The organism is Pannonibacter anstelovis (assembly GCF_036881715.1).
Taxonomy (GTDB): Bacteria; Pseudomonadota; Alphaproteobacteria; order Rhizobiales; family Stappiaceae; genus Pannonibacter; species Pannonibacter anstelovis.
In genome coordinates this window covers 457192-475387 of sequence record NZ_JBAKBF010000001.1, presented here as the reverse complement: position 1 = coordinate 475387, position 18196 = coordinate 457192, and the positions used below count along the sequence as shown (strand labels likewise).

Here is an 18196-nt window from a genome sequence, read left to right as displayed (position 1 = left end):
GAGTTTACGCGCCGCCGGTGATCCACTCCTCCCCCTCATCCCCGCTTGCGTCCTGTGCCGCCCGGCGCTGCCCCTTGGCCGCGCTGGGCGGTTCGCCTTTCCAGCCCCGGTAAGCGCGCCAGAAGACGGTGCCGTCGGCATAGCCCAGACTATGGGCGATCTGGGTGACGCGGGCATCCTTCTGGGTCAGCTGATTGGCTGCCAGCTGGATGCGGTGCTGCCTGACCAGATCGCGCAGTGAGGTGCCTTCCTCTGCCAGGCGCCGCTGCAGGCTGCGGGCCGACATGTTGAGTTCGGCCGCAAGTGCAGTCAGCGTCACCGGCTTCTGGCCAAGATAGAGGCTGATCCGGTTGCGGATGCGGTCGGTCATCGTCTGGCTTTCATCGCTCTCGTCGCCGATCAGGTCGGCAAGGTGATGCTCCAGAATGGTGACAAGCTCCCGGTCCTCGCTGCGGTAGATCCGCGTCGCATCATCGCGCCCCATGATGATCCGGTTGCTGGCCTGCCGGTAGAGCACGGGCGCGCGGAAAATCCGCTGAAGCAGCTGTGGATTGGCACTTTCGGCATGCTCGAAATGCACTTCCAGCGGCTTCCACTCCGGCGAGAAGCAGGAGCGCACCAGCTGGGCGCAGGCGGCCAGCGTGTATTCCGCATCCTGCCGCCGCGGCCACATGACCGGATCCTGCAGGCGGTAGGTCCAGACCAGATCGCCATTGACCTCGAACATGTTGGACTGGGTGCCGCTCTGCAGGGCCATCACGTGGCTCGCCAGCCGCTGGAAGCCAGCCGCAATGCTGGGGGACAGGGAAAACAGGACGCCCATCGGCCCCATGTCCGCCGGCTGCACCCGCATGGCCAGCTTCAACCCCAGATCCGGATCCTTCAGATGGACGGCAGCCGCCTCGAACAGGGTCACATAGCGGCCCAGCGGCAGCACCGAATAGGGGTCGGAAAGCTGCGTCCGGGTGATGCCATATTTTGCGATGAACTCCTGTATATTGCTGCCCTGATCTGCGATGTGCTTCAGCAGCGGGGTCAAGACAGAGGCACGCACTGACTTTATTTTAGGCGCTCTTGCCATGCCGGAATTTCCCTTACGCAGATTTACGGGAATGTGGCGCATATTATCGGAAGTTTGACGCATAGTGCAATGGGACTGGCGCGGCGCGCAGTCATACTTGAAGAATAAAAATGAACTTCCAGGGGTAAAAACATGACGATCGACGCGAATACTCGCGCCGGCGGAGAGGTGCGGCTTGCCCGCAACTCGGTCGGGCTGGCGCATATTGTCTTCTTTGTGGTTGCTGCAGCCGCGCCTTTGACGGCTGTAGCGGGGGCCTCGCCGGTGGCTTTCGCCTTCGGCAACGGGGCCGGAGTTCCCGGTGCCTTCGTGCTGGCGGGCCTTCTCTACATCATCTTCTCGGCCGGGTTCACGGCCATGAGCCGCCATGTCGGCGGTGCCGGTGCCTTCTACACCTACATTTCCCAGGGACTTGGCAAGCCGATGGGCGTCGCCGGAGCCGTCATGGCGCTGGTGACCTATAGTTCGGTACAGATTGCCGTCTACGCGCTCTTCGGCGTCTTCACGGCAGGCGCCATGGCCGGGCTCGGGCTGGAAGCGCCCTGGTGGGCATGGTCGCTGGCGGCCCTTGCGGTGGTTCATCTTTGCGGCCAGCGCAACATTTCCTTCTCCGGCAAGATCCTTGGCGTCGCCATGGTGCTGGAAATCGCCATCCTCCTGATGCTGGATGCCGGCATCCTGCTGCGCGGCGGCGGCCCGGAAGGCCTCAGCCTTGAGAATTTCGCGCCGTCCGTCGTGTTTTCGCCGGGTCTGGGCGTGGCGCTGGTCTTCGTGATCGGTTCTTTCATTGGATTTGAATCGACTGCAATCTTCGGCGAGGAAGCCCGTGATCCGGACAGGACCATTCCGCGTGCAACCTATGCGGCGGTGCTGCTGATCACCGGTTTCTATGCCTTCTCCACCTGGGCCATCGCGCAGCATTACGGTTCGTCCGTGATCCAGCAGACGGCAGAAGCCGGCCTCGAGACGCTGTATTTCAATGCCGCTGCCGATGTGCTGGGCCCATGGTCGGTCACGGCCATGGAAATCCTGCTCATCGTCTCGCTGTTAGCCTGCGTCCTGTCCTTCCACAACACGCTGAACCGCTATTTCTTCGCCCTCGGCCGTGAGGGGCTGATCGCGAAAATTTTCGGCAAGGTCAGTGCCGCACATGGCTCTCCGGCGGCGGCCGGCTGGCTTCAGTCGGCGATTGCCGCCAGCATTCTCATCGCCTTCATCATCGGCGGGGCCGATGCCTATGCGGTGGTGTTCTCCTGGATGTCGGCCCTTGCCGTGCTTGGCATCCTTATGGTGCAGTTTCTGGTGTCGCTGGCCATCATTGCCTACTTCCGCCGCCAGCACGGCCACGAGCACAGCATCCTTGTGACGCTCATCCTGCCGGCCCTGTCGGTCGTGGGTCTTGGCGGCGCCATCCTGCTGGTCAGCAGCAATCTGGAACTTCTGTCGGGCAGTGACAGTGCGCTGGTGCAATCCTTCCCGGTTCTCATCGCCCTTTGCGGCCTGGCCGGGTTCCTCTTTGCCATGCGGATCAAGACCCGCCAGCCGGATCTCTACAAGAACCTCGGTGCTGTCTTCGAGTGATCCCTTTCTGCCGGGCGCTTCTGCCACAGAGCCTGTCCGCCCGGCAGCATCATCCCCAAAAGCAAGAAAACGGAATCCATCCAAAGGAGGAGCAGAAGATGCTCGACAAAACGTCCAACTTCATCCGCGAGAACAACACGCGGCATCAGTTCCACCCGATGATCCATCCCTTGATCTCGCAGGCCAATCCGCCGCAGATCATCGTTTCGGGCGAAGGCTGCTATGTCACCGACATTGACGGCAAGCGCTATGTGGACGGCTTCGGCGGCCTGTGGAACGTCAATGTCGGTCACAACCGGCGTGAGGTGAAGGAAGCGATCATCGCCCAGATGGACCGCATTTCCTATTACTCGTCCTTCGCCGGCACCACCACACCGCCCTCCATCGAACTCTCGGCCAAGGTCTGCGACATGGCCGCCGAAGAGGACATGGACAAGGTGTTCTTCAGTGCCAACGGGTCGGACGCAGTGGAGACCGCGCTGAAGCTCGCGCGCCAGTATTGGCAGCTTGCCGGAGAGCCGGGCCGCTACAAGTTCATCTCCATGAAGAACGGCTATCACGGCGTGCATTTCGGCGGTGTTTCCGTCAATGGCTCGCCCTATTACCGTGGCGCTTACGAGCCACTGCTGCCGGGCTGCACCCAGATCGACACGCCGTGGACCTACCGCAATCCCTATACGGAAGACCCCGAAGAGCTTTCGGAAATCATCGCGCGCCTGCTCGAGCGCGAGATCTATCATCAGGGGCCGCAGACGGTGGCTGCCTTCATCGCCGAGCCTGTACAGGGCGCGGGCGGGGTGATTGTGCCGCCGGCCTCCTTTTGGCCGAAGGTGCGCGAGATCTGCGACCGCTACGGCGTGCTGCTGATCGCCGACGAGGTCGTCACCGGCTTTGGCCGGTCCGGCTCCATGTTCGGCTCGCGCGGCTGGGGCGTGAAGCCGGATATCATGTGCCTCGCCAAGGGCATTTCGGCCGGTTATGTGCCGCTGGGCGCCACCGTGCTGAACCGCCGCGTGGCCTCGGCCTGGTACAAGGACGTGACACCGGGCGGCTTCCTGATGCACGGCTACACCTCCACCGGCCATCCGCTCGCCTGTGCCGCGGCTCTGGCAGCGCTCGATATCGTGGAACGGGAAGACCTGCCGGGCAATGCTGCCCGCATGGGCAAGGTGCTGCTCGATGGCCTGAAGCCGCTGGAAGGTGTCTCCTCGATCATTGGTGAAGTGCGCGGCAAGGGCCTGATGGTCGGCATCGATCTCGTTGGCGACAAGAAGACCCGTGCACCGCTTGATCCGTCAAACGGCATCGCCGAGAAGGTGGCCTTCTACGCCCGTCAGGAAGGTGCGATTGTCCGGCCGGCCGGTTCCACGATCATCCTCTCGCCCCCGCTTGTCATCGGCGAGGAGGAAATCTCCATCCTTGTCGCAGCGCTCGGCAAGGCCTTTGCCAAGGTCGAGAAGGAACTCTGATACTGCAAATGGAAAGGCCCCGCCGGAGCAGTCCGGCGGGGCTTCTTTCCAGTCATCCGGTCTTTCATACCAAGGCTTACGATGCTGACGCATCACGCCTTGAAACGGCTCAGGCGCCGCACGGGCTTAACCAACTCCCGATGAGTAAGTCTCATCGGGAGTTGGTCTCACATCATCCGCGGCACGAAGAGGACGATGGCCGGGAAGGCGAGGATCAGGGCGATGCGGCCCACGTCCACCGCAACGAAGACGCCAAGCCCCCGGAAGATGGTGCCAAGGCTGACATCGCGCACCACGGACCGCAGCACGAAGGCATTGAGGCCGACGGGCGGGGTGATGTAGCTGACCTCGGTCACGATCACCACATAGATGCCGAACCAGATGAGATCGAAGCCGGAGGCCGCGACAATCGGGTAGAACACCGGAATGGTCAGCGTGATCATGGACAGGCCTTCCAGAACGCAGCCAAGCAGCAGGTAGATGGCCGTGATCATCAGGATGATCAGCATCGGATGGTTGCCCACCGAATTGAGCAGAGCCTGAATGTCCTGCGTCATGCCGGAGAGGTTGACATAGTTGGTGAAGGTCAGGGCGCCGAACAGGATGAAGAACATCACGGCCGTAGTCTTGGCGGTTTCGTAAAGCGTCAGGACCGTCTGGCGCAGGTTGAGCCGCCGCTGGATGATGACGAGCAGAAAGGCACCTGCCGCGCCCATGCCGGCGCTTTCGGTGGGGGTGAAGACGCCCAGATAGATGCCGCCCATGACGAAGACGAACAGCAGCATGGCACCGCTGATGCCCTTCAGCGCCCGGATGCGGTCCATCAGCGGCAGCTTCGGTTCCACCGGCAGATCCAGCTTGCCGAGACGGACGGATATCACCACCGCAAGCGCATAGCCGAGGATGCCGATGATGCCCGGGACGATGCCGGCGAGGAACAGCTTGCCGATGTCCTGCTGGGTCATGATGCCGTAGAAGACGAGGATCACCGACGGCGGGATGAGGATGCCCAGCGTGCCACCCGCCGCGATGGAGGCGGTGGAGAGCCCGTCCGGATAGCCATACTTGCGCATGGAGGGCAGGGCGATCTTGGCCATGGTCGAGGCTGTCGCAAGGGACGAGCCGCAGACGGACGAGAAGCCGCCACAGGCAAAGACGGTCGCCACCGCCAGCCCGCCGCGCCGGTGCCTCAGCCAGGCATAGGCGGCGTTATAGAGATCCTGTGCGATGCCCGACTGCACGACGAAGTTGCCCATCATCAGGAAGAGGGGAAGGATCGACAGGGAGTAGCTGCGGCTGTTGTCAAAGAAGGTCTGGCCCAGCAGGGAGAGGGCCGGGTTGAGGCCGATGATGGCGACCGTTCCGGCGGTGCCGACGGCGGCCAGCGCAAAGCTGATCGGGATTCCGGCGGCCAGAAGGGCGAAGAGAATGAGGATGCCGACTTCCCAATGGTTCATTCGGGCCTCCCAGCCCGCTCCGGAAGGAGGCAGGCAATGGCTTTGGCGACAAGGATGAGGGCGGCAAGCCCGGTGAAGAGCGAAACGAGATAACCGAGCGGGGCCAGCGGGATCTGCAGGCTGATCGTGGTGCCGCCATAGGAGCCGACCTGTGCCGCTGCCGCCCAAAGACGCCAGCCGATGACGCACAGGATGGCGGCAGAGACGAGCGCGGCAACGGGCCTGCGCAGCTTTTCGACTGCCCAGGGCAGACGGGCGGTCAGCATGTCCACGGTTACATGGTCATCATCCAGCGTTGCGGCAGGAAGGCCGATGAAGATCACCGCCGCAAGCAGCATTTCGGTCAGTTCGGTGGCGCCCTGAACGGGGGACGCGAGAAAATAGCGGCCGACCACATCGGCCACGGTGAGCAGCATCATGGCGGTCAGCATGACGGCACAGATGACTGCAAGGCCCATCCGGAACCAGGTCAGGCCTGCGCTGCGCGCAGGCCTTTCCCCGATGACGGGCGTCTTCTGGACGCAGGTGCTCATTCAGCGGCGGCCTTGGCGATTTCCGCCTTCAGCATCTCGTAGGCAGCAGCACCATCGACACCGCTGGTGGAGACTTCCGCGATGCGCTTTTCGATCACCGGCTGGAACTTGACCTTGAGGGCCTCGACTTCTTCCGCCGTTGCCTTGTGCAGGGTGATCTTGCCTTCCATGGCACTGCGGCCGGCTGCGTCCACCGTGTCCCACATCTTGCCGGCGCGGCGGACCAGCGGCTCGCCGATGACGGTTTCGATGGCCTCACGGTCCTTCGGGTCCAGGCTGTCGAACTTCGCCTGGTTCATGACGATGAACATGGTGGTGTTGTAGAGCCCGCCGGGGAACTCCAGACCCTGATCCAGCAGCGGGATCAGGTTGAAGAAGCTGACGGATTCGAAGGGGAAGAGAATACCGTCTGCAATGCCCTGGGACAGCAGCTCATAAGCCTTGGAGGAGGGGCCTTCCACGGGCACGGCGCCAAGGCCGGTGGCAAGGTCATGGGCCAGCGTGCTGCCGACGCGCACCTTCTTGCCTGCAATGGCTTCCGGCGTGGTGAGTTCACCGCCCTTCATGAAGATGGCGCCGGGACCGTGCGTGAACAAAGCAAGAACTTTGACGCCCTCGTATTCGTTGGCGTCCTTCAGCATCTTCTCATAGGTGCGCCAGTAGCCGACTGACACGGCTTCCGCGCTGTCGCCCAGGAAAGGCATCTCGCCCAGAACGGCGGTCTTGAAGCGGCCCGGTGTGTAGCCGTTGACGCTGTAGGTGATGTCGGCCACGCCATTCTTGGCAAGGTCGAAGGATGCCGGCGGCGGGGCCAGGGGAGCAGGCAGGATCTGAACCTTGACGCGGCCTTCCGTGACGCGCTCGATGTCTTCTGCCATCGGCTGCATCAGCTGGGTGACCTGCGGGTGACTGGGCGGCAGCCAGCTGTTCAGGGTCAGCACGGTCTGGGCAGAGGCCACGCCCGTCATCAGGCCGAGTGCCGTAGCGCCGGCAAGAGCAAAGCTTGTGATCACGTTTATTTTCATCTAATTCCCCTCTGGTATATTGTTGTGCATGCAACCGGCAATCGGCTCATTGCGACCGCCATTGTTCGGAGGCTTTGCGCCCCTCGAAACCTTGGAAAGACTGGCCATGACTGCATCCGACACTGCTCACGTCTCTCTGGCCGCAGAGGCCGCTCTCAACGAGGGCGAGCAGGCTGTGAAGCGGATGAAGCGGAACTGGCCGTTTTACTGGATTTCCCGGGTGAACGGGCGTTACGTTCAGGTGCTGGAGCGCCGCCTGAAGCCCATCGATCTCGACATGCCGCGCTGGCGCGTGCTGATGTCGCTGCACGAGGACGGCTACCTCAGTGTGTCCGAGATCGCCGACTACAGCGTGCTCAAGCTCAACACCGCCACGAAGATCGTGCAGCGCATGCTGGCCGATGGTCTGGTCACAACCCGTGTCCGCCCGACGGATGGCCGTGTCACCGAAGTGACCCTGACGCCCAAGGGCGACGAGATGCGCCGCCGCGCCCTGATGGAAGCAGACAAGATCCTCGCGGCTTCCTTCATCAATATCTCGGGCGAGGAGCTGGCCGCGCTCAATGGCCTTCTGGAGAAGGTCTTCGACCGTCTGGGAGAGATCTGAGCGCGCTGCCGGTTCTGCCATCGCTCACCCCGCCGCAGCTTCAAGCTGATGGAAGGCACGGCTGAACCAGATCAGCCCTTCCGGTGTACCGGACCACAGCCGGGTTGCGGCCACCTCACAGAAGAGCACGGAATGGGTGCCCTTCTGCTGACGGTCGATGATCCGGCAGTCGAAGGCGGCCGCTGCACCCTGAAGAACGGGTGCGCCTGTCTCCAGCGTGTCCCATCCGGCCTGCGAGAAGCGGTCTTCGCCCGTCCATTTGGTAAAGGCACGTGACAGATCCCGGTGCCCGGGGCGCAGCACATTCACGCAGAGCGTGCCATTGGCCAGAAAGGCGTCATGGGCATAGGCGTTCTGGTTGATGCAGGCCAGCAGCATCGGCGGGCTGTCGGTCACCGAACAGACAGCCGAGACGATCATGCCATGGCGTCCGGCAGGGCCATCGGTCGTCACCAGATTGACGGCGGCTCCCAGACGGCTCATGCCTTCACGGAAGGCTGTGATCTCCGGGGGGATTGGGGTCTGGGTCATGGCTCTCCTCCTCAGATGTCCAGCACGAGGCGGGACGTGCAGGCGCGTGAACAGCAGGCGCAGATCATCGAGCCTTCTTCCTTTTCGCTGTCCGTCAGGAACTGGTCGCGGTGATCGGGCGTGCCCTCCAGCACATCCGTCACGCAGGTGCCGCAGACGCCTTCCTCGCACTTCACCTCGATCTTCACGCCCGCGCGGGCGAGAGCCTTGGCAATCGTGTCTTCGGGGCCAACCGTCACGGTGATGCCGGACAGGCGCGCTTCCACCTCGAAACTCTCGCCCGTGGTGTCCACATCGGCGGAGAAATACTCACGGTGCACATGCGACGCGGCATGTCCCATCGCTTCGGCACTGGAGATCACCCAGTCCATGAAGCCCTGCGGTCCGCAGACATAAAGGTGCGTGCCTGCATCCGGCTGCGGCAGGTCACGCGGCAGCTGCAGGCGCTGGGCCTCGTCTTCATCGTCATGATGGAAGACCACCCGGTCTGCCCAAGGGCTCGCTGCAATCATGCTGCGGAACGCCGTGATACCGGCCGAACGGGTGCAGTAATGCAGGGTGAAGTCGCGGCCGAGGGCATGGAGGCGCTGGGCCATGGCCAGCATCGGCGTGATGCCGATGCCGCCGCCGAAAAGAACCGTACGGGTGGCGCTTTCCTCCAGCGGAAAATGATTGCGCGGGCCCTCGATCCGGAAGCGCGCGCCGGGCGTTGCCAGCCGGTGCACAGCTTCCGAGCCGCCACGGCTTTTCGGGTCCTTCAGCACGCCGATTTCGTAAGCCGTATTCGTGGCAGGGTCCGAGCAGAGCGAGTACTGCCGCCACAGGTCGAGGCCGCCGTCCTGAAGGTGGATGTCGAGATGGGCACCGGCGGTGAAAGGGGGCAGGGGCTCCCCGCCGGGGCTTGCCAGCCGCAGGCGGATGATGTTGCCCGGTTCCTCGATCCGCTCGGTGACGGTCAGCTCAAGCGTCTGTTTCGGACTGATCGCATTCATCGCATGTAGATCCCGCCGTTGACGTCCCAGCAGGCGCCGGTGACGAATGCTGCCTCTGGGCCGGCCAGGAGGGCGACCAGCCCGGCCACGAACTCCGGGTCCCCCAGTTTCCCCACCGGGATATTGGCCAGCGCACCGGCCATCTTTTCCGGCGTGATGACCGAGCGCACCATCGGCGTGTCCATGGGACCGGGGGCGATGGCGTTGCAGGTGACGCCGAAGGGGGCGAGATCACGGGCGAAGATCTTCGTCAGCGTCAGGATCGCGCCCTTGGAGGCAGCATAATGCGCGCCGGTGGCCGTGCCGCCGTTCTGGCCTGCGAGCGAGGCCATGTTGATGATCCGGCCATAGCCGCGGTCGCGGAAATGGCGGCCGAAGATCTGGCAGCCGGTGAAGGTGCCGCCTGCATTCACCGCCATGATGGCATTGAAGTCGGCCGGATCGATCTCCAGCACGGGCTGGACGGCGGTGCGGGCGGCGTTGTTGACCAGCACCTCGACCGAGCCCCAGCGCTCGACGCTGCGGTCGAGGATGGTCTGGAAGTCATCCGGCTTCGTCACGTCCAGCGTGCCGATGACAGCCGTCTCTCCGGCAAGGTCAAGCTCCTGCGCCAGTGCCTCGGCAGGGCCGGGGTCCACGTCGGTGATGACGACGCGGAAACCGGCCTTGTGCAGGGCCCGGACGGCCAGGGCACCGAAACCGGTGGCCCCGCCCGTCACAACGGCTGTCTGGATCTTTTCAGGGAGCGGCGCTGCCATCAGAACAGATAGCTGAGCGCAGTCAGCTCCCCGTCAGAGTTGAGCAGCGTTGCCACCTTGTCACGGATGCGCAAGCCGTTATCCGTTCGCAGCAGCACATAGCGCAGGTTCGCGCCAAAGATACGCTGGCGGCCGAACTTGTCCTCGATCAGGTGCTGGGCGCAGCGCAGCGTCACCGTCTCCCCGTCCTGTGCCTCGATGACGAAGCGCGAGACGGTGCGGATGGTCTGGGCCGGGGGCGCGGACGAGATGGAGAAACCGGCCTGAAAACGCTCGATCCGCATCTTGCGCATCTTGGCGTCGTCGTAGCACAGGTTCAGCTCGTCCTCGTAATTGCCATCCGGATTGATCGGCATGATGTAATGGCCTTCGCCAGCCCACAGGGCGAGCCAGGCGTCATAGTCCTTGCGGTCCAGCAGCTCGGCCTCGTTCCAGACGAATTCGGCGATTTCCTGCAGGGTCACTGCGGATGTGATGGTGCTCATCGAGTTCATTGGTCCATCATCCTCTTCCACATTTTGTAGGCGGCGCGCATGCCGGTTTCCGCGCTCACGTGGCCGCGCGGGCCGTGCTCGCCGGGCACTTCGTCAACAAGGCCGCGATTGACGAGGATCGGCAGATCCTCACCGCCCAGCGTGCCGCGCTGGACGCGTTCCCAAACTTCCGCATCATCGGGCGAGCCGAAGCCGAGCGGGCCCTGGAAATGCTCGTGCAGGCGCAGGCGCATGCGGTTGGCCGCCACCGGGCCACCATCCATGCCGAGCGCGATGTGGCGGATGCCGGTCTCGCGCACGTTGATCGGGCGCAGCACGCGGAAGAAGGACAGGGAGAAGGAGACATTCGGGAAGAGGTTCAGGTTGAAGCCTGCCCCGCCCACCGCACGCACGATCTTGCGCACCTGATCTTCCGGATAGCCTTCATCCCGCAGTTCCTGCGCCAGCGCTTCAAAGCGCTGCGGAATGGCGGCGTCGAGGTTGTCGTCGAGATCGACGAGCTCGGGCATCATCACCATCACCGAATGGCCGTTGCCAAGGTCTTCGACGAAGCCTTCGCCCTCAAGGAAGGTGAAGGTGGCTTCCGCCTCCTTGTCCAGCGACTGCAGGAAGGACTTGTGCACCACGGGGAAGTGGTAGGCGTCTGTGGTGTTCTCCAGCTGGATCTTCCAGTTGCCCGGGAAGGTGAACTGATGTTCGCCCAGCACCTTGATGGGGAAGCCGCCGCCCTGCTTCATGAACAGGTCGATCCACTTCTTCGCACCGGCAAGGAAGCTTTCCAGCGGCTCGATCTCCTCGTTGAAAGTGGCGAAGATCATGCCCTGATAGCTTTCCACCCGCAGCTTCTTCAGGCCGTGAGCTTCCTTGTCGAAGTCCTCGCCATACTGCTCCGGATAGGGCAACCCGCGCAGGGAGCCGTCGAGGCCGTAGCCCCAGCCGTGATAGGGGCACTGGAATGAGGATGTCTTGCCCTTCTTCACCTCGCACACCGTTGCGGCCCGGTGGCGGCAGCGGTTGACCATCACGTGGATCTCGTTCTTGCGGTCCCGCACCACGATGACCGGCTGGCGGCCAACCCAGGAGCGGACGAAGGAGCCCTTGTCCGGGATTTCGGAGGTGTGGGCGACCCACACCCAGGTGCGGCCGAAGATGCGCTCCAGCTCTTCCTCGAAAAGTGCCTCGTCTTCGTACATCGGCGTCTTGACCCGGTCGAATTCGACCAGCTCACCAGGTTGCAGTTTTGTTGCGGCGATCGTCATCTGAGCTCTTTCCTCTGGTTTGTTGCTTTGACCCTGTTGTCGGCGTCTCACAGATCCGGGATCTGCAGCGCACGGCCCATGCGCGCCTCGATGCGCATGTAGCGCCACAGGCGGTGGTTCTCGTCGCCGACCTGAATGGTCCGGAACAGGTTGCAGGCCGCGACCACGGCATCCCTGTCGGGGAAGTCGCAGAGCATGTAGCAGGTCCACGGGAAGCCCGTGGGCGAGGTGCCGACCATGGTCTCGTCGTCATCGATGGTGCCCAGCACGGTCACGCCTTCCATCTTGGCAACGCTCGACATGAACGTGGCAAAGCCCGTCCAGACGCTGCCGATCTTGTCGAAGGGCAGATCGAAGAAGTTCTGGTGCACGGCGATGCAGAGCAGGGTGCGGATTTGTTTGGCTTCAGCCATTTATTTATCCTTTCAGTGGAAATGAGAGTGAATGTCTCACGGATATCCGGGGGGCACGGGCTGGCCGAGCAGGGCAGCGCCCGCTGCCTGCCAGCTGCCTGCGCCGATGAAGGCGTGCTGGGCAACGCAGGCCGCATCGATCATGCAGCGGCCAAGGGGATGGCCGCTCATCATCGCGTCGGAGCCGCCCATGACGAAGGCAAGGCGGGCGGCTTCCGCACCGTCTTCAGCGGCCTTGGAGGCGGCGTGGCGCAGACGGATGTGCGTGGCGCGGTCAACCCCGCCCTTCTCGAGCATCTGCTGCCAGCCTTCCTCGATGGCATCGTAGAAGCCGGCCCTCGCGCCGGACAGAAGGCCTTCCGCACGGGCAAAGCCGGTCTGGATATAGCCGCGTGCCGCAGGGCTCGGAGCGCCGGTGATGGAGGCGCGCTTGGTGGCGTCCTCACTCAGCCAGTCGAGAGCCGCACGTGCGGTGCCAAGGGCGACGACGGCCAGCACCTGTGCTGCGAGCGCCATCGCCGGATAGTGGAAGATCGGGTCATCCATTTCCGGCTTGCCACCCCGGATGAAGGTCCATTCTTCCGGCACCACGACCTTGTTTGCGACGATGTCGTGGCTGCCGGTGGCACGCAGGCCGACCGTGTCCCAGGTCTCGTCCACTGTAACGGCATGACGGGGCATGACAGCGGTGCGGGGCAGCGGGCTGTCCTCGCCCTCGATCTTGATGCCGGCACCGACCAGAGAGGCGCCCATGACGCCGGAGCCCCAGGGCCAGCGGCCGGTGACTTCCAGCCCGCCGGGTACACGCTTGGCAAGTTGGGGCGGGAACAAGCCGCCTGCAAAGACCGTGTTGGGGTCCTTGCTGTAGATGGAGGCATAGGTTTCCTTTGGCAGGGCCGCCAGATAGGTGGCGGAGACGCCGAAGCTGGCGACCCAGCCGGCCGAGGCATCGGCGCTGGCGATTTCCTCGATCAGCCGGCAGAAGGCTGCCGGAGACAGGGCGTCGCCGCCAAAGCGCTCCGGCACGAAGGCCCGGTAGATGCCGATGGCCTGAAACTGGCGCACGATGTCGATCGGGATATGGCGCAGCTGGTGAAATTCATGCCTGCGGGACCGGATTTCCGCCTTCAGGCTTTCGAGTGTCACGTCCGCAGGGGACTGGGAAAGGGCATCCATGGTCATTCCTCCACCTGGAAGTCTTTGAAGGTCTCGCAAAGCCAGCGGGCGATGGCGCAGACCTGCTCATCTCCCTGCTTGCGGCCAATGATCTGAAGTCCGGCGGGCAGCCCGTCCGGCGTGAGGAGCGGCAGAACCAGTGCCGGATGACCCGACAGGTTGAACGGCCGCAGATAGCGTGTGAGGGGGAGAACCCGCTGCGGATCATCCGCTTGCGAAAGGCGCGGCGGCACCACCGGCAGGGCCGGGGTCAGGATCGCGTCATGGCTGCCAAGGGCGGCATCCACTTCGGCCGTGAACCGGGCGCGCACCTCTTCGGCAGCGGCCAGATCCTCATCCGTGATCGCCATGGCTGCAGCGATGCGCGCCCTGACATCTGCGCCCAGCGGCGCGCCTTCCGTGACCAGGTGGCCGAAGGCCGCTGCTGTTTCGCGGCCGATCACCGTCATGCCCGCCTTGAAGGCGGCTTCCAGTGAGGGCAGGTTCACGGCGGTCAGCGCTCCTGCCTGGGGTGTGACCACCGGGGCGAGTGCTGCCAGGATGGCGGGCTCGGCATCCATGCCGGTGATGGCAAGTCTCGGCGCCACCCTCAGGCGTGCCGGGGTAAAGCTGCCATCAAGTGCGGCCATCGCCTGCTCGATCCGGTCCATGCTTCTGGCAAAGGGGCCGATGCAGTCGAGCGAGCTTTGCGCCGGGCTTGCGCCCTTGCGGCTGATCCGCCCGAAGGTGGGCTTGAAGCCGATCACGCTGCAGCAGACCGCAGGCTGGCGGATGGAGCCGCCGGTGTCGGTGCCGATGGCAAAGTCGACAAGCCCGCCAGCCACAGCGGCAGCAGAGCCGGAGGACGAGCCGCCGGGAATGATGTCCGGCCAGCGCGGGTTGACCGGCGTGCCGAAGCGGGCGTTCACGCCCGTCATGCCATAGGCAAGCTCGTGCATGTTGGTCTTGGCGGTGATGCGGCATCCGGCCTTGAGAAGAGCCTCCACCACATCGGCATGCACTGTGGCGGCAGGGGCCGCGTCGAAGGCTGCCGAGCCACAGCGCGTCACGGTGCCCGCGATGTCGATGCAGTCCTTGACTGCAACACGCGGACCCGTCTGGCCAAGCGCAAGCATGGCCGTGAAGACCGGCGAGCCGCCGGTCAGGGCTGAAGAGTCATTTGTCATTTTTCTATGCGGAGCGCTTGCGGCTCCGTTCCCTCTGGATACGGTAAAATTACCGCAAATCGGAAAGCCGTCAACGTAAAATCGTTGATGAAGATCAAAAAAATTATTTGAAATCAATGAGATAAACGAGAAATGCGGCGCCAGCCCTATCGGCTGTGCCGTTCCCTTCAGGCGCGGAATGAACACTCGGCGCAATTTCAACGAAATACAGACAGCCGAAGCGTAACATGTAAAATCACGTGAATTGTTGCGTATTCTGAAAGTCTGTTTTGCGCAGCTGATGTCTGCTGCACCGCTTGCCCTTGCGGCCTTTGCAAGGGTTCTTGGTTTTGAAGGTGTTTTGCACACGGCGGTGAGTAATCCTGTATTGGAAACTCATCTTTTTCGCCACATTACGTGAATATTACCGCTTGACCCTGAGAGCCGACGGCGCAAGCCTTGCGCCAGGGCGCAGGCGTGTGCCGGTTCATCTGACGGCTCATGCCTGTTCATCTGCAACGAAAAGAGGGGAAGTCATGACTGAGACCACAAGGCTGGACGCACTGGTGCGGCGGATCGAGGTGCTGGAAGCGGAAGCCGATATCCGGCGCCTTCAGGCCCGTTACATGTTCCTGTGCGACACACCCATGCCGGAGTTCGGCGTGACAAGTGACGCAGAGCGCATCGACCTGATCATGGCGCTCTACACGGAAGATGCGGTGTGGGAAGGCGTCGGCGAATATTACGACAACCAGTTCGGCCGTGCTGTGGGGGCGGCGGCCATCCGCAAGCATTTCGAGGGCTTCTGGGGCGGCAAGACCGATCCGGCCCTGATCCTGAACTGCCACTATCTCACCTCCGAGCAGATCCATGTGCATGAGGGCGGGACAACGGCAGACGGGCAGTGGGTGCATATGCAGCCGTGGCTGTTTTCCGACGGCAAGGCGCTCCTGCGCTCCTCGCGCCTCAACAACACCTTCCGCAAGGAGCCAGACGGGGTGTGGAAGATCACCCGCACCTGCACGGAGAACGTCTTCGTTGCCCCGCTTCCGTCCACCTGGGCCTCGGACTATCCGTCAAAATCCGTGCTGATGCGGCCTTGAGCGGGCTGCACCTTCCGGCACATGCAGTGCGTGTCAAAGCCCCGGTCACCGCCGGGGCTTCAGTTTTTTAGCTAGGATGCTCTTCAGCGTCTCACTCCGCCTGCAGTACGAAGTCATAGGCCGCGCGCCATGTCTCGCTGTCCCGGTCTACCCGTTCGAAAGGCGTGATGAGCGAGGCCTTGACGCCGAACACGGCATCGCTTTCCAGATATGGATCACCTGAAACGAAAAGATGGGTGATCACGCGCCGGTATCCCGGTGCGGTGACCATGAAGTGCATGTGGGCGGGCCGCCAGGGGTGGCGGCCAAGAGCCTTGAGCAGCTGGCCGGCCGGGCCGTCGTGGGGGATCGGATAGGAGACGGGCCGGATGCCCCGGAAGGCATAGCGCCCGTCTGCGCCCGTGCGGAAGATGCCACGGTTGTTGAAGGGCGGCTGCACGCCGGGCTGCTGCACGTCATAGAAGCCGTCTTCATTGTCCGACCACACGTCAATCAGCGCGCCCTCGACGGGATTACCATCCAGATCCAGCACCCGGCCCTCGAAGAGGCAGGTTTCGCCCTTGCCATCAAGGCTGATGCTGTCGCCCATCTGCCGCTCCGGCGCCCCGTCCACATGGAAGGGGCCGAAGACTGTCGTCTCCGTCGCGCCTTCCGGCTGGCGGTGATTGATGGCGTCCACCAGCATCGACACGCCCAGAATGTCCGACAGCAGGATGAACTCCTGCCGCGTGTCCGAGCAGATCTGGCCGCTGCGCGTGAGGAAGCTGATGGCTGCGGCCCATTCCTCTTCGGTCAGTTCCACGTCCTTGATGAAGGCATGCAGGTGGTTGACGAGTGAAGTCATGACATGTGCAAGGCGCGGGCTGGTGGCAGGTCCAATGCGGCCGTTCACCTGCTCGGCAGACCGGTCTTCTGTGAAATAGTCGATCATGGCGGTCTCCTTCGCTGTCAGCTGTCCATCTGGGGCAGGGACCCGTCATGGGCGCGCCGGAGCAGGGCCAGAATGGCCTCCCGCTCCAGCGGCCGCGGATTCCAGTAGGGATTGGAAAGGGCGATGTCTGCTGCCCGCTGAAGGCCGCTTTCCGGCATGCCGATTTCGGCCAGGCTGACCGGTGCACCGGTGGCGCGGGCAAGGTCCTGCAGGCGGCGGGCCGGATCGCTGCCTAGAACTCCTGCGAGCTGATGCATCACTTCCGGAATGGCGGGGGCATTATAGGCCAGCGCGTGGGGCAGAAGCACCGTATGCGTCTCGGCATGGGGCAGTGCGAAACTGCCGCCCAGCGTGTGGCAGAGCTTGTGATGCAGCGCCATGCCGACGGAGCCAAGGCACAGGCCGCAGAGCCATGCGCCGTAAAGCGCCTTGCGCCGTGCCTCGCCATCATCGGGGGTGTGGTGGATGGCGGGCAGTGCTGCGGCCATGGCGCCGATGGCCTCGAGCGCCAGCAGGCTGATGACCGGATTGCGGTCACGGGCATAAAGCGCTTCCACCGCATGGGCGATGGCATTCATGCCGCTGGTCATGCTGACATGGACCGGCAGGGCAAGGCTGAGGCTGACGTCATAGAGCACGGTCTGCGGCAGTACCTTGGCCGAAACCTGCGTCTGCTTTTGGCCGTTGCGGGTCTCGCCCAGAATGGGCGTCATCTCCGAGCCGGAGTAGGTGGTGGGGATGACGAGTTGCGGCAGGCCGGTGCGCAGTGCCACCGCCTTGGACAGGCCGATGGCGGAGCCGCCGCCTGCGGCCACCACCAGATCGGCCTTGCGGGTGCGGGCGGTGTCGGCAGCCAGATCGCTGATATCGACGGGCGTGTGCATGGCAGCGCCGGCGAAGGTGCCGCAGACCCTGTCCCCCAGTGCTGCCGTAAGGGTGTCCATCAGTCCGGTCTGGCGCGGGGTGGTGATGACAAGCATCCGCCTTGCCCCCAGCCGCCCGGCCTCCGCTTCCAGCTGATCAAGAGCGGTATCGGCGAAAATGACCCGCGCCGGATGGGCCGTATAGGTAAAGCCTGCCATCACCGGTCCGTCTCCCCGTTCACTGGATAATCCACCTGATGACGTGCGATACGCAGGCCTTCCAGTGCATCACGAATGCGCAGATGGGCCGGGTGAACTGCATAAGCCTTGAGCGCTTCGGCGCTTTCAAATTCGCTGAACAGCACCACGTCACAGGCGTAATCGATGCGGCTCACATCGATGCCGATCTCCAGGCAGGTCATTCCGGGGATCAGCCCGCGCAGGCTTTCAAAGGCCGTCTTGATTTGTGCCTTGGCCTTATCCCGGTCCTCCGGTGTCTCTCCGGCCACATTCCACATCACAATATGCCGCACCGCTGCGGTGCTTCTAGTGCTCGCGTCCATTGCGGGCGCTCCCTCTGGCTTGGTGCGGGCTGCTTCTCTTTGCGGCGGCCCTGCTCACGTGGCATCAGAGTTGCATTGGCTGATTAGGTGATAAATCCCGTAATCTGGGAATGTTTCTTGCCCGGCGCGCAAAAATGAACGCGCTCGCCGGGCATGTGACAGAACAATTGCAAGATATGTATTTATACGGTAATAATACCGTAACAATCTTGCAG

19 protein-coding genes are annotated in these 18196 nt (G+C 63.3%); 4 read left to right on the top strand and 15 right to left on the bottom strand.

Annotated features, from left to right (window positions below; all coding sequences use genetic code 11):
• Positions 1-4: 4 nt before the first annotated feature.
• A complete protein-coding gene (locus V6L75_RS02145; protein WP_334249878.1) occupies positions 5-1054 on the bottom strand; it encodes an AraC family transcriptional regulator in 1050 nt (349 codons plus the stop codon).
• A 159-nt stretch (positions 1055-1213) separates the two neighbouring features.
• On the opposite strand from V6L75_RS02145, the gene V6L75_RS02140 reads away from it, so the two are divergent.
• The gene (locus V6L75_RS02140) at positions 1214-2662 is read left to right on the top strand and encodes an APC family permease (protein WP_334249877.1); all 1449 of its coding nucleotides are present in this window, start codon (positions 1214-1216) and stop codon (positions 2660-2662) included.
• Between the two features lie 98 nt (positions 2663-2760).
• The gene (locus tag V6L75_RS02135; protein ID WP_334249876.1) at positions 2761-4131 is read left to right on the top strand and encodes an aminotransferase class III-fold pyridoxal phosphate-dependent enzyme; all 1371 of its coding nucleotides are present in this window, start codon (positions 2761-2763) and stop codon (positions 4129-4131) included.
• 167 nt (positions 4132-4298) lie between these two features.
• Here the strand turns inward: V6L75_RS02135 and V6L75_RS02130 are convergent, their stop codons facing one another.
• From V6L75_RS02130 to V6L75_RS02120, 3 genes are read right to left on the bottom strand one after another with little or no spacing between them, the layout of a single operon-like run.
• A complete protein-coding gene (locus V6L75_RS02130) occupies positions 4299-5588 on the bottom strand; it encodes a TRAP transporter large permease (protein WP_334249875.1) in 1290 nt (429 codons plus the stop codon).
• A complete protein-coding gene (locus tag V6L75_RS02125) occupies positions 5585-6121 on the bottom strand; it encodes a TRAP transporter small permease (protein WP_334249874.1) in 537 nt (178 codons plus the stop codon). Before V6L75_RS02125 ends, V6L75_RS02130 begins: the two co-directional genes overlap by 4 nt.
• Positions 6118-7146, bottom strand: coding sequence for a TRAP transporter substrate-binding protein (locus V6L75_RS02120; protein ID WP_334249873.1), 1029 nt, complete (start codon positions 7144-7146; stop codon positions 6118-6120). Before V6L75_RS02120 ends, V6L75_RS02125 begins: the two co-directional genes overlap by 4 nt.
• Positions 7147-7252: 106 nt before the next feature.
• Between V6L75_RS02120 and V6L75_RS02115 the strand changes: the two genes are divergently transcribed.
• Entirely contained in the window at positions 7253-7753 is a 501-nt protein-coding gene (locus tag V6L75_RS02115) for a MarR family winged helix-turn-helix transcriptional regulator (protein ID WP_334249872.1), read from the top strand.
• A gap of 24 nt (positions 7754-7777) precedes the next feature.
• On the opposite strand, the gene V6L75_RS02110 is transcribed toward V6L75_RS02115, so the two are convergent.
• From V6L75_RS02110 to V6L75_RS02075, 8 genes are read right to left on the bottom strand one after another with little or no spacing between them, the layout of a single operon-like run.
• Complete coding sequence (locus V6L75_RS02110) at positions 7778-8284, bottom strand: flavin reductase (protein ID WP_334249871.1); 507 nt, start codon at positions 8282-8284, stop codon at positions 7778-7780.
• Between the two features lie 11 nt (positions 8285-8295).
• Complete coding sequence (locus V6L75_RS02105; protein ID WP_334249870.1) at positions 8296-9276, bottom strand: PDR/VanB family oxidoreductase; 981 nt, start codon at positions 9274-9276, stop codon at positions 8296-8298.
• Entirely contained in the window at positions 9273-10034 is a 762-nt protein-coding gene (locus V6L75_RS02100; RefSeq protein WP_334249869.1) for an SDR family NAD(P)-dependent oxidoreductase, read from the bottom strand. The genes V6L75_RS02105 and V6L75_RS02100 overlap by 4 nt, the downstream gene beginning before the upstream one ends.
• Positions 10034-10528 (bottom strand): aromatic-ring-hydroxylating dioxygenase subunit beta, encoded by a 495-nt coding sequence (locus tag V6L75_RS02095; protein WP_334249868.1) that lies wholly within the window; start codon positions 10526-10528, stop codon positions 10034-10036. The genes V6L75_RS02100 and V6L75_RS02095 overlap by 1 nt, the downstream gene beginning before the upstream one ends.
• Entirely contained in the window at positions 10525-11787 is a 1263-nt protein-coding gene (locus V6L75_RS02090; RefSeq protein ID WP_334249867.1) for an aromatic ring-hydroxylating oxygenase subunit alpha, read from the bottom strand. Before V6L75_RS02090 ends, V6L75_RS02095 begins: the two co-directional genes overlap by 4 nt.
• Positions 11788-11834: 47 nt before the next feature.
• Complete coding sequence (locus tag V6L75_RS02085; RefSeq protein WP_122520206.1) at positions 11835-12200, bottom strand: hypothetical protein; 366 nt, start codon at positions 12198-12200, stop codon at positions 11835-11837.
• A 36-nt stretch (positions 12201-12236) separates the two neighbouring features.
• A complete protein-coding gene (locus tag V6L75_RS02080) occupies positions 12237-13376 on the bottom strand; it encodes an acyl-CoA dehydrogenase family protein (RefSeq protein WP_334249866.1) in 1140 nt (379 codons plus the stop codon).
• 2 nt (positions 13377-13378) lie between these two features.
• Positions 13379-14542, bottom strand: a complete 1164-nt coding sequence (locus V6L75_RS02075) for an amidase (protein WP_334249865.1) — start codon at positions 14540-14542, stop codon at positions 13379-13381.
• 515 nt (positions 14543-15057) lie between these two features.
• On the opposite strand from V6L75_RS02075, the gene V6L75_RS02070 reads away from it, so the two are divergent.
• Positions 15058-15624: a nuclear transport factor 2 family protein gene (locus V6L75_RS02070; RefSeq protein ID WP_334249864.1), complete on the top strand. Its 567-nt coding sequence runs from the start codon at positions 15058-15060 to the stop codon at positions 15622-15624.
• 91 nt (positions 15625-15715) lie between these two features.
• Here V6L75_RS02070 and V6L75_RS02065 read toward each other — a convergent pair whose 3' ends face one another.
• From V6L75_RS02065 to V6L75_RS02055, 3 genes are read right to left on the bottom strand one after another with little or no spacing between them, the layout of a single operon-like run.
• Positions 15716-16555 (bottom strand): intradiol ring-cleavage dioxygenase, encoded by an 840-nt coding sequence (locus V6L75_RS02065; protein WP_334249863.1) that lies wholly within the window; start codon positions 16553-16555, stop codon positions 15716-15718.
• 17 nt (positions 16556-16572) lie between these two features.
• On the bottom strand, positions 16573-17637 hold the full coding sequence (locus tag V6L75_RS02060; RefSeq protein ID WP_425498646.1) for a maleylacetate reductase: 1065 nt from the start codon (positions 17635-17637) through the stop codon (positions 16573-16575).
• Positions 17637-17981, bottom strand: coding sequence for a Dabb family protein (locus V6L75_RS02055; RefSeq protein WP_334249861.1), 345 nt, complete (start codon positions 17979-17981; stop codon positions 17637-17639). Before V6L75_RS02055 ends, V6L75_RS02060 begins: the two co-directional genes overlap by 1 nt.
• Positions 17982-18196 lie beyond the last annotated feature (215 nt).

Excerpts from the sequence above, each read along its gene's own strand:
- V6L75_RS02140 (WP_334249877.1), top strand. The coding sequence starts at position 1,214 with ATGACGATCGACGCGAATACTCGCGCCGGCGGAGAGGTGCGGCTTGCC.
- V6L75_RS02135 (WP_334249876.1), top strand. The coding sequence starts at position 2,761 with ATGCTCGACAAAACGTCCAACTTCATCCGCGAGAACAACACGCGGCAT.
- V6L75_RS02130 (WP_334249875.1), bottom strand. The coding sequence starts at position 5,588 with ATGAACCATTGGGAAGTCGGCATCCTCATTCTCTTCGCCCTTCTGGCC.
- V6L75_RS02125 (WP_334249874.1), bottom strand. The coding sequence starts at position 6,121 with ATGAGCACCTGCGTCCAGAAGACGCCCGTCATCGGGGAAAGGCCTGCG.
- V6L75_RS02120 (WP_334249873.1), bottom strand. The coding sequence starts at position 7,146 with ATGAAAATAAACGTGATCACAAGCTTTGCTCTTGCCGGCGCTACGGCA.
- V6L75_RS02115 (WP_334249872.1), top strand. The coding sequence starts at position 7,253 with ATGACTGCATCCGACACTGCTCACGTCTCTCTGGCCGCAGAGGCCGCT.
- V6L75_RS02110 (WP_334249871.1), bottom strand. The coding sequence starts at position 8,284 with ATGACCCAGACCCCAATCCCCCCGGAGATCACAGCCTTCCGTGAAGGC.
- V6L75_RS02105 (WP_334249870.1), bottom strand. The coding sequence starts at position 9,276 with ATGAATGCGATCAGTCCGAAACAGACGCTTGAGCTGACCGTCACCGAG.
- V6L75_RS02100 (WP_334249869.1), bottom strand. The coding sequence starts at position 10,034 with ATGGCAGCGCCGCTCCCTGAAAAGATCCAGACAGCCGTTGTGACGGGC.
- V6L75_RS02095 (WP_334249868.1), bottom strand. The coding sequence starts at position 10,528 with ATGAACTCGATGAGCACCATCACATCCGCAGTGACCCTGCAGGAAATC.
- V6L75_RS02090 (WP_334249867.1), bottom strand. The coding sequence starts at position 11,787 with ATGACGATCGCCGCAACAAAACTGCAACCTGGTGAGCTGGTCGAATTC.
- V6L75_RS02085 (WP_122520206.1), bottom strand. The coding sequence starts at position 12,200 with ATGGCTGAAGCCAAACAAATCCGCACCCTGCTCTGCATCGCCGTGCAC.
- V6L75_RS02080 (WP_334249866.1), bottom strand. The coding sequence starts at position 13,376 with ATGGATGCCCTTTCCCAGTCCCCTGCGGACGTGACACTCGAAAGCCTG.
- V6L75_RS02075 (WP_334249865.1), bottom strand. The coding sequence starts at position 14,542 with ATGACAAATGACTCTTCAGCCCTGACCGGCGGCTCGCCGGTCTTCACG.
- V6L75_RS02070 (WP_334249864.1), top strand. The coding sequence starts at position 15,058 with ATGACTGAGACCACAAGGCTGGACGCACTGGTGCGGCGGATCGAGGTG.
- V6L75_RS02065 (WP_334249863.1), bottom strand. The coding sequence starts at position 16,555 with ATGATCGACTATTTCACAGAAGACCGGTCTGCCGAGCAGGTGAACGGC.
- V6L75_RS02060 (WP_425498646.1), bottom strand. The coding sequence starts at position 17,637 with ATGGCAGGCTTTACCTATACGGCCCATCCGGCGCGGGTCATTTTCGCC.
- V6L75_RS02055 (WP_334249861.1), bottom strand. The coding sequence starts at position 17,981 with ATGGACGCGAGCACTAGAAGCACCGCAGCGGTGCGGCATATTGTGATG.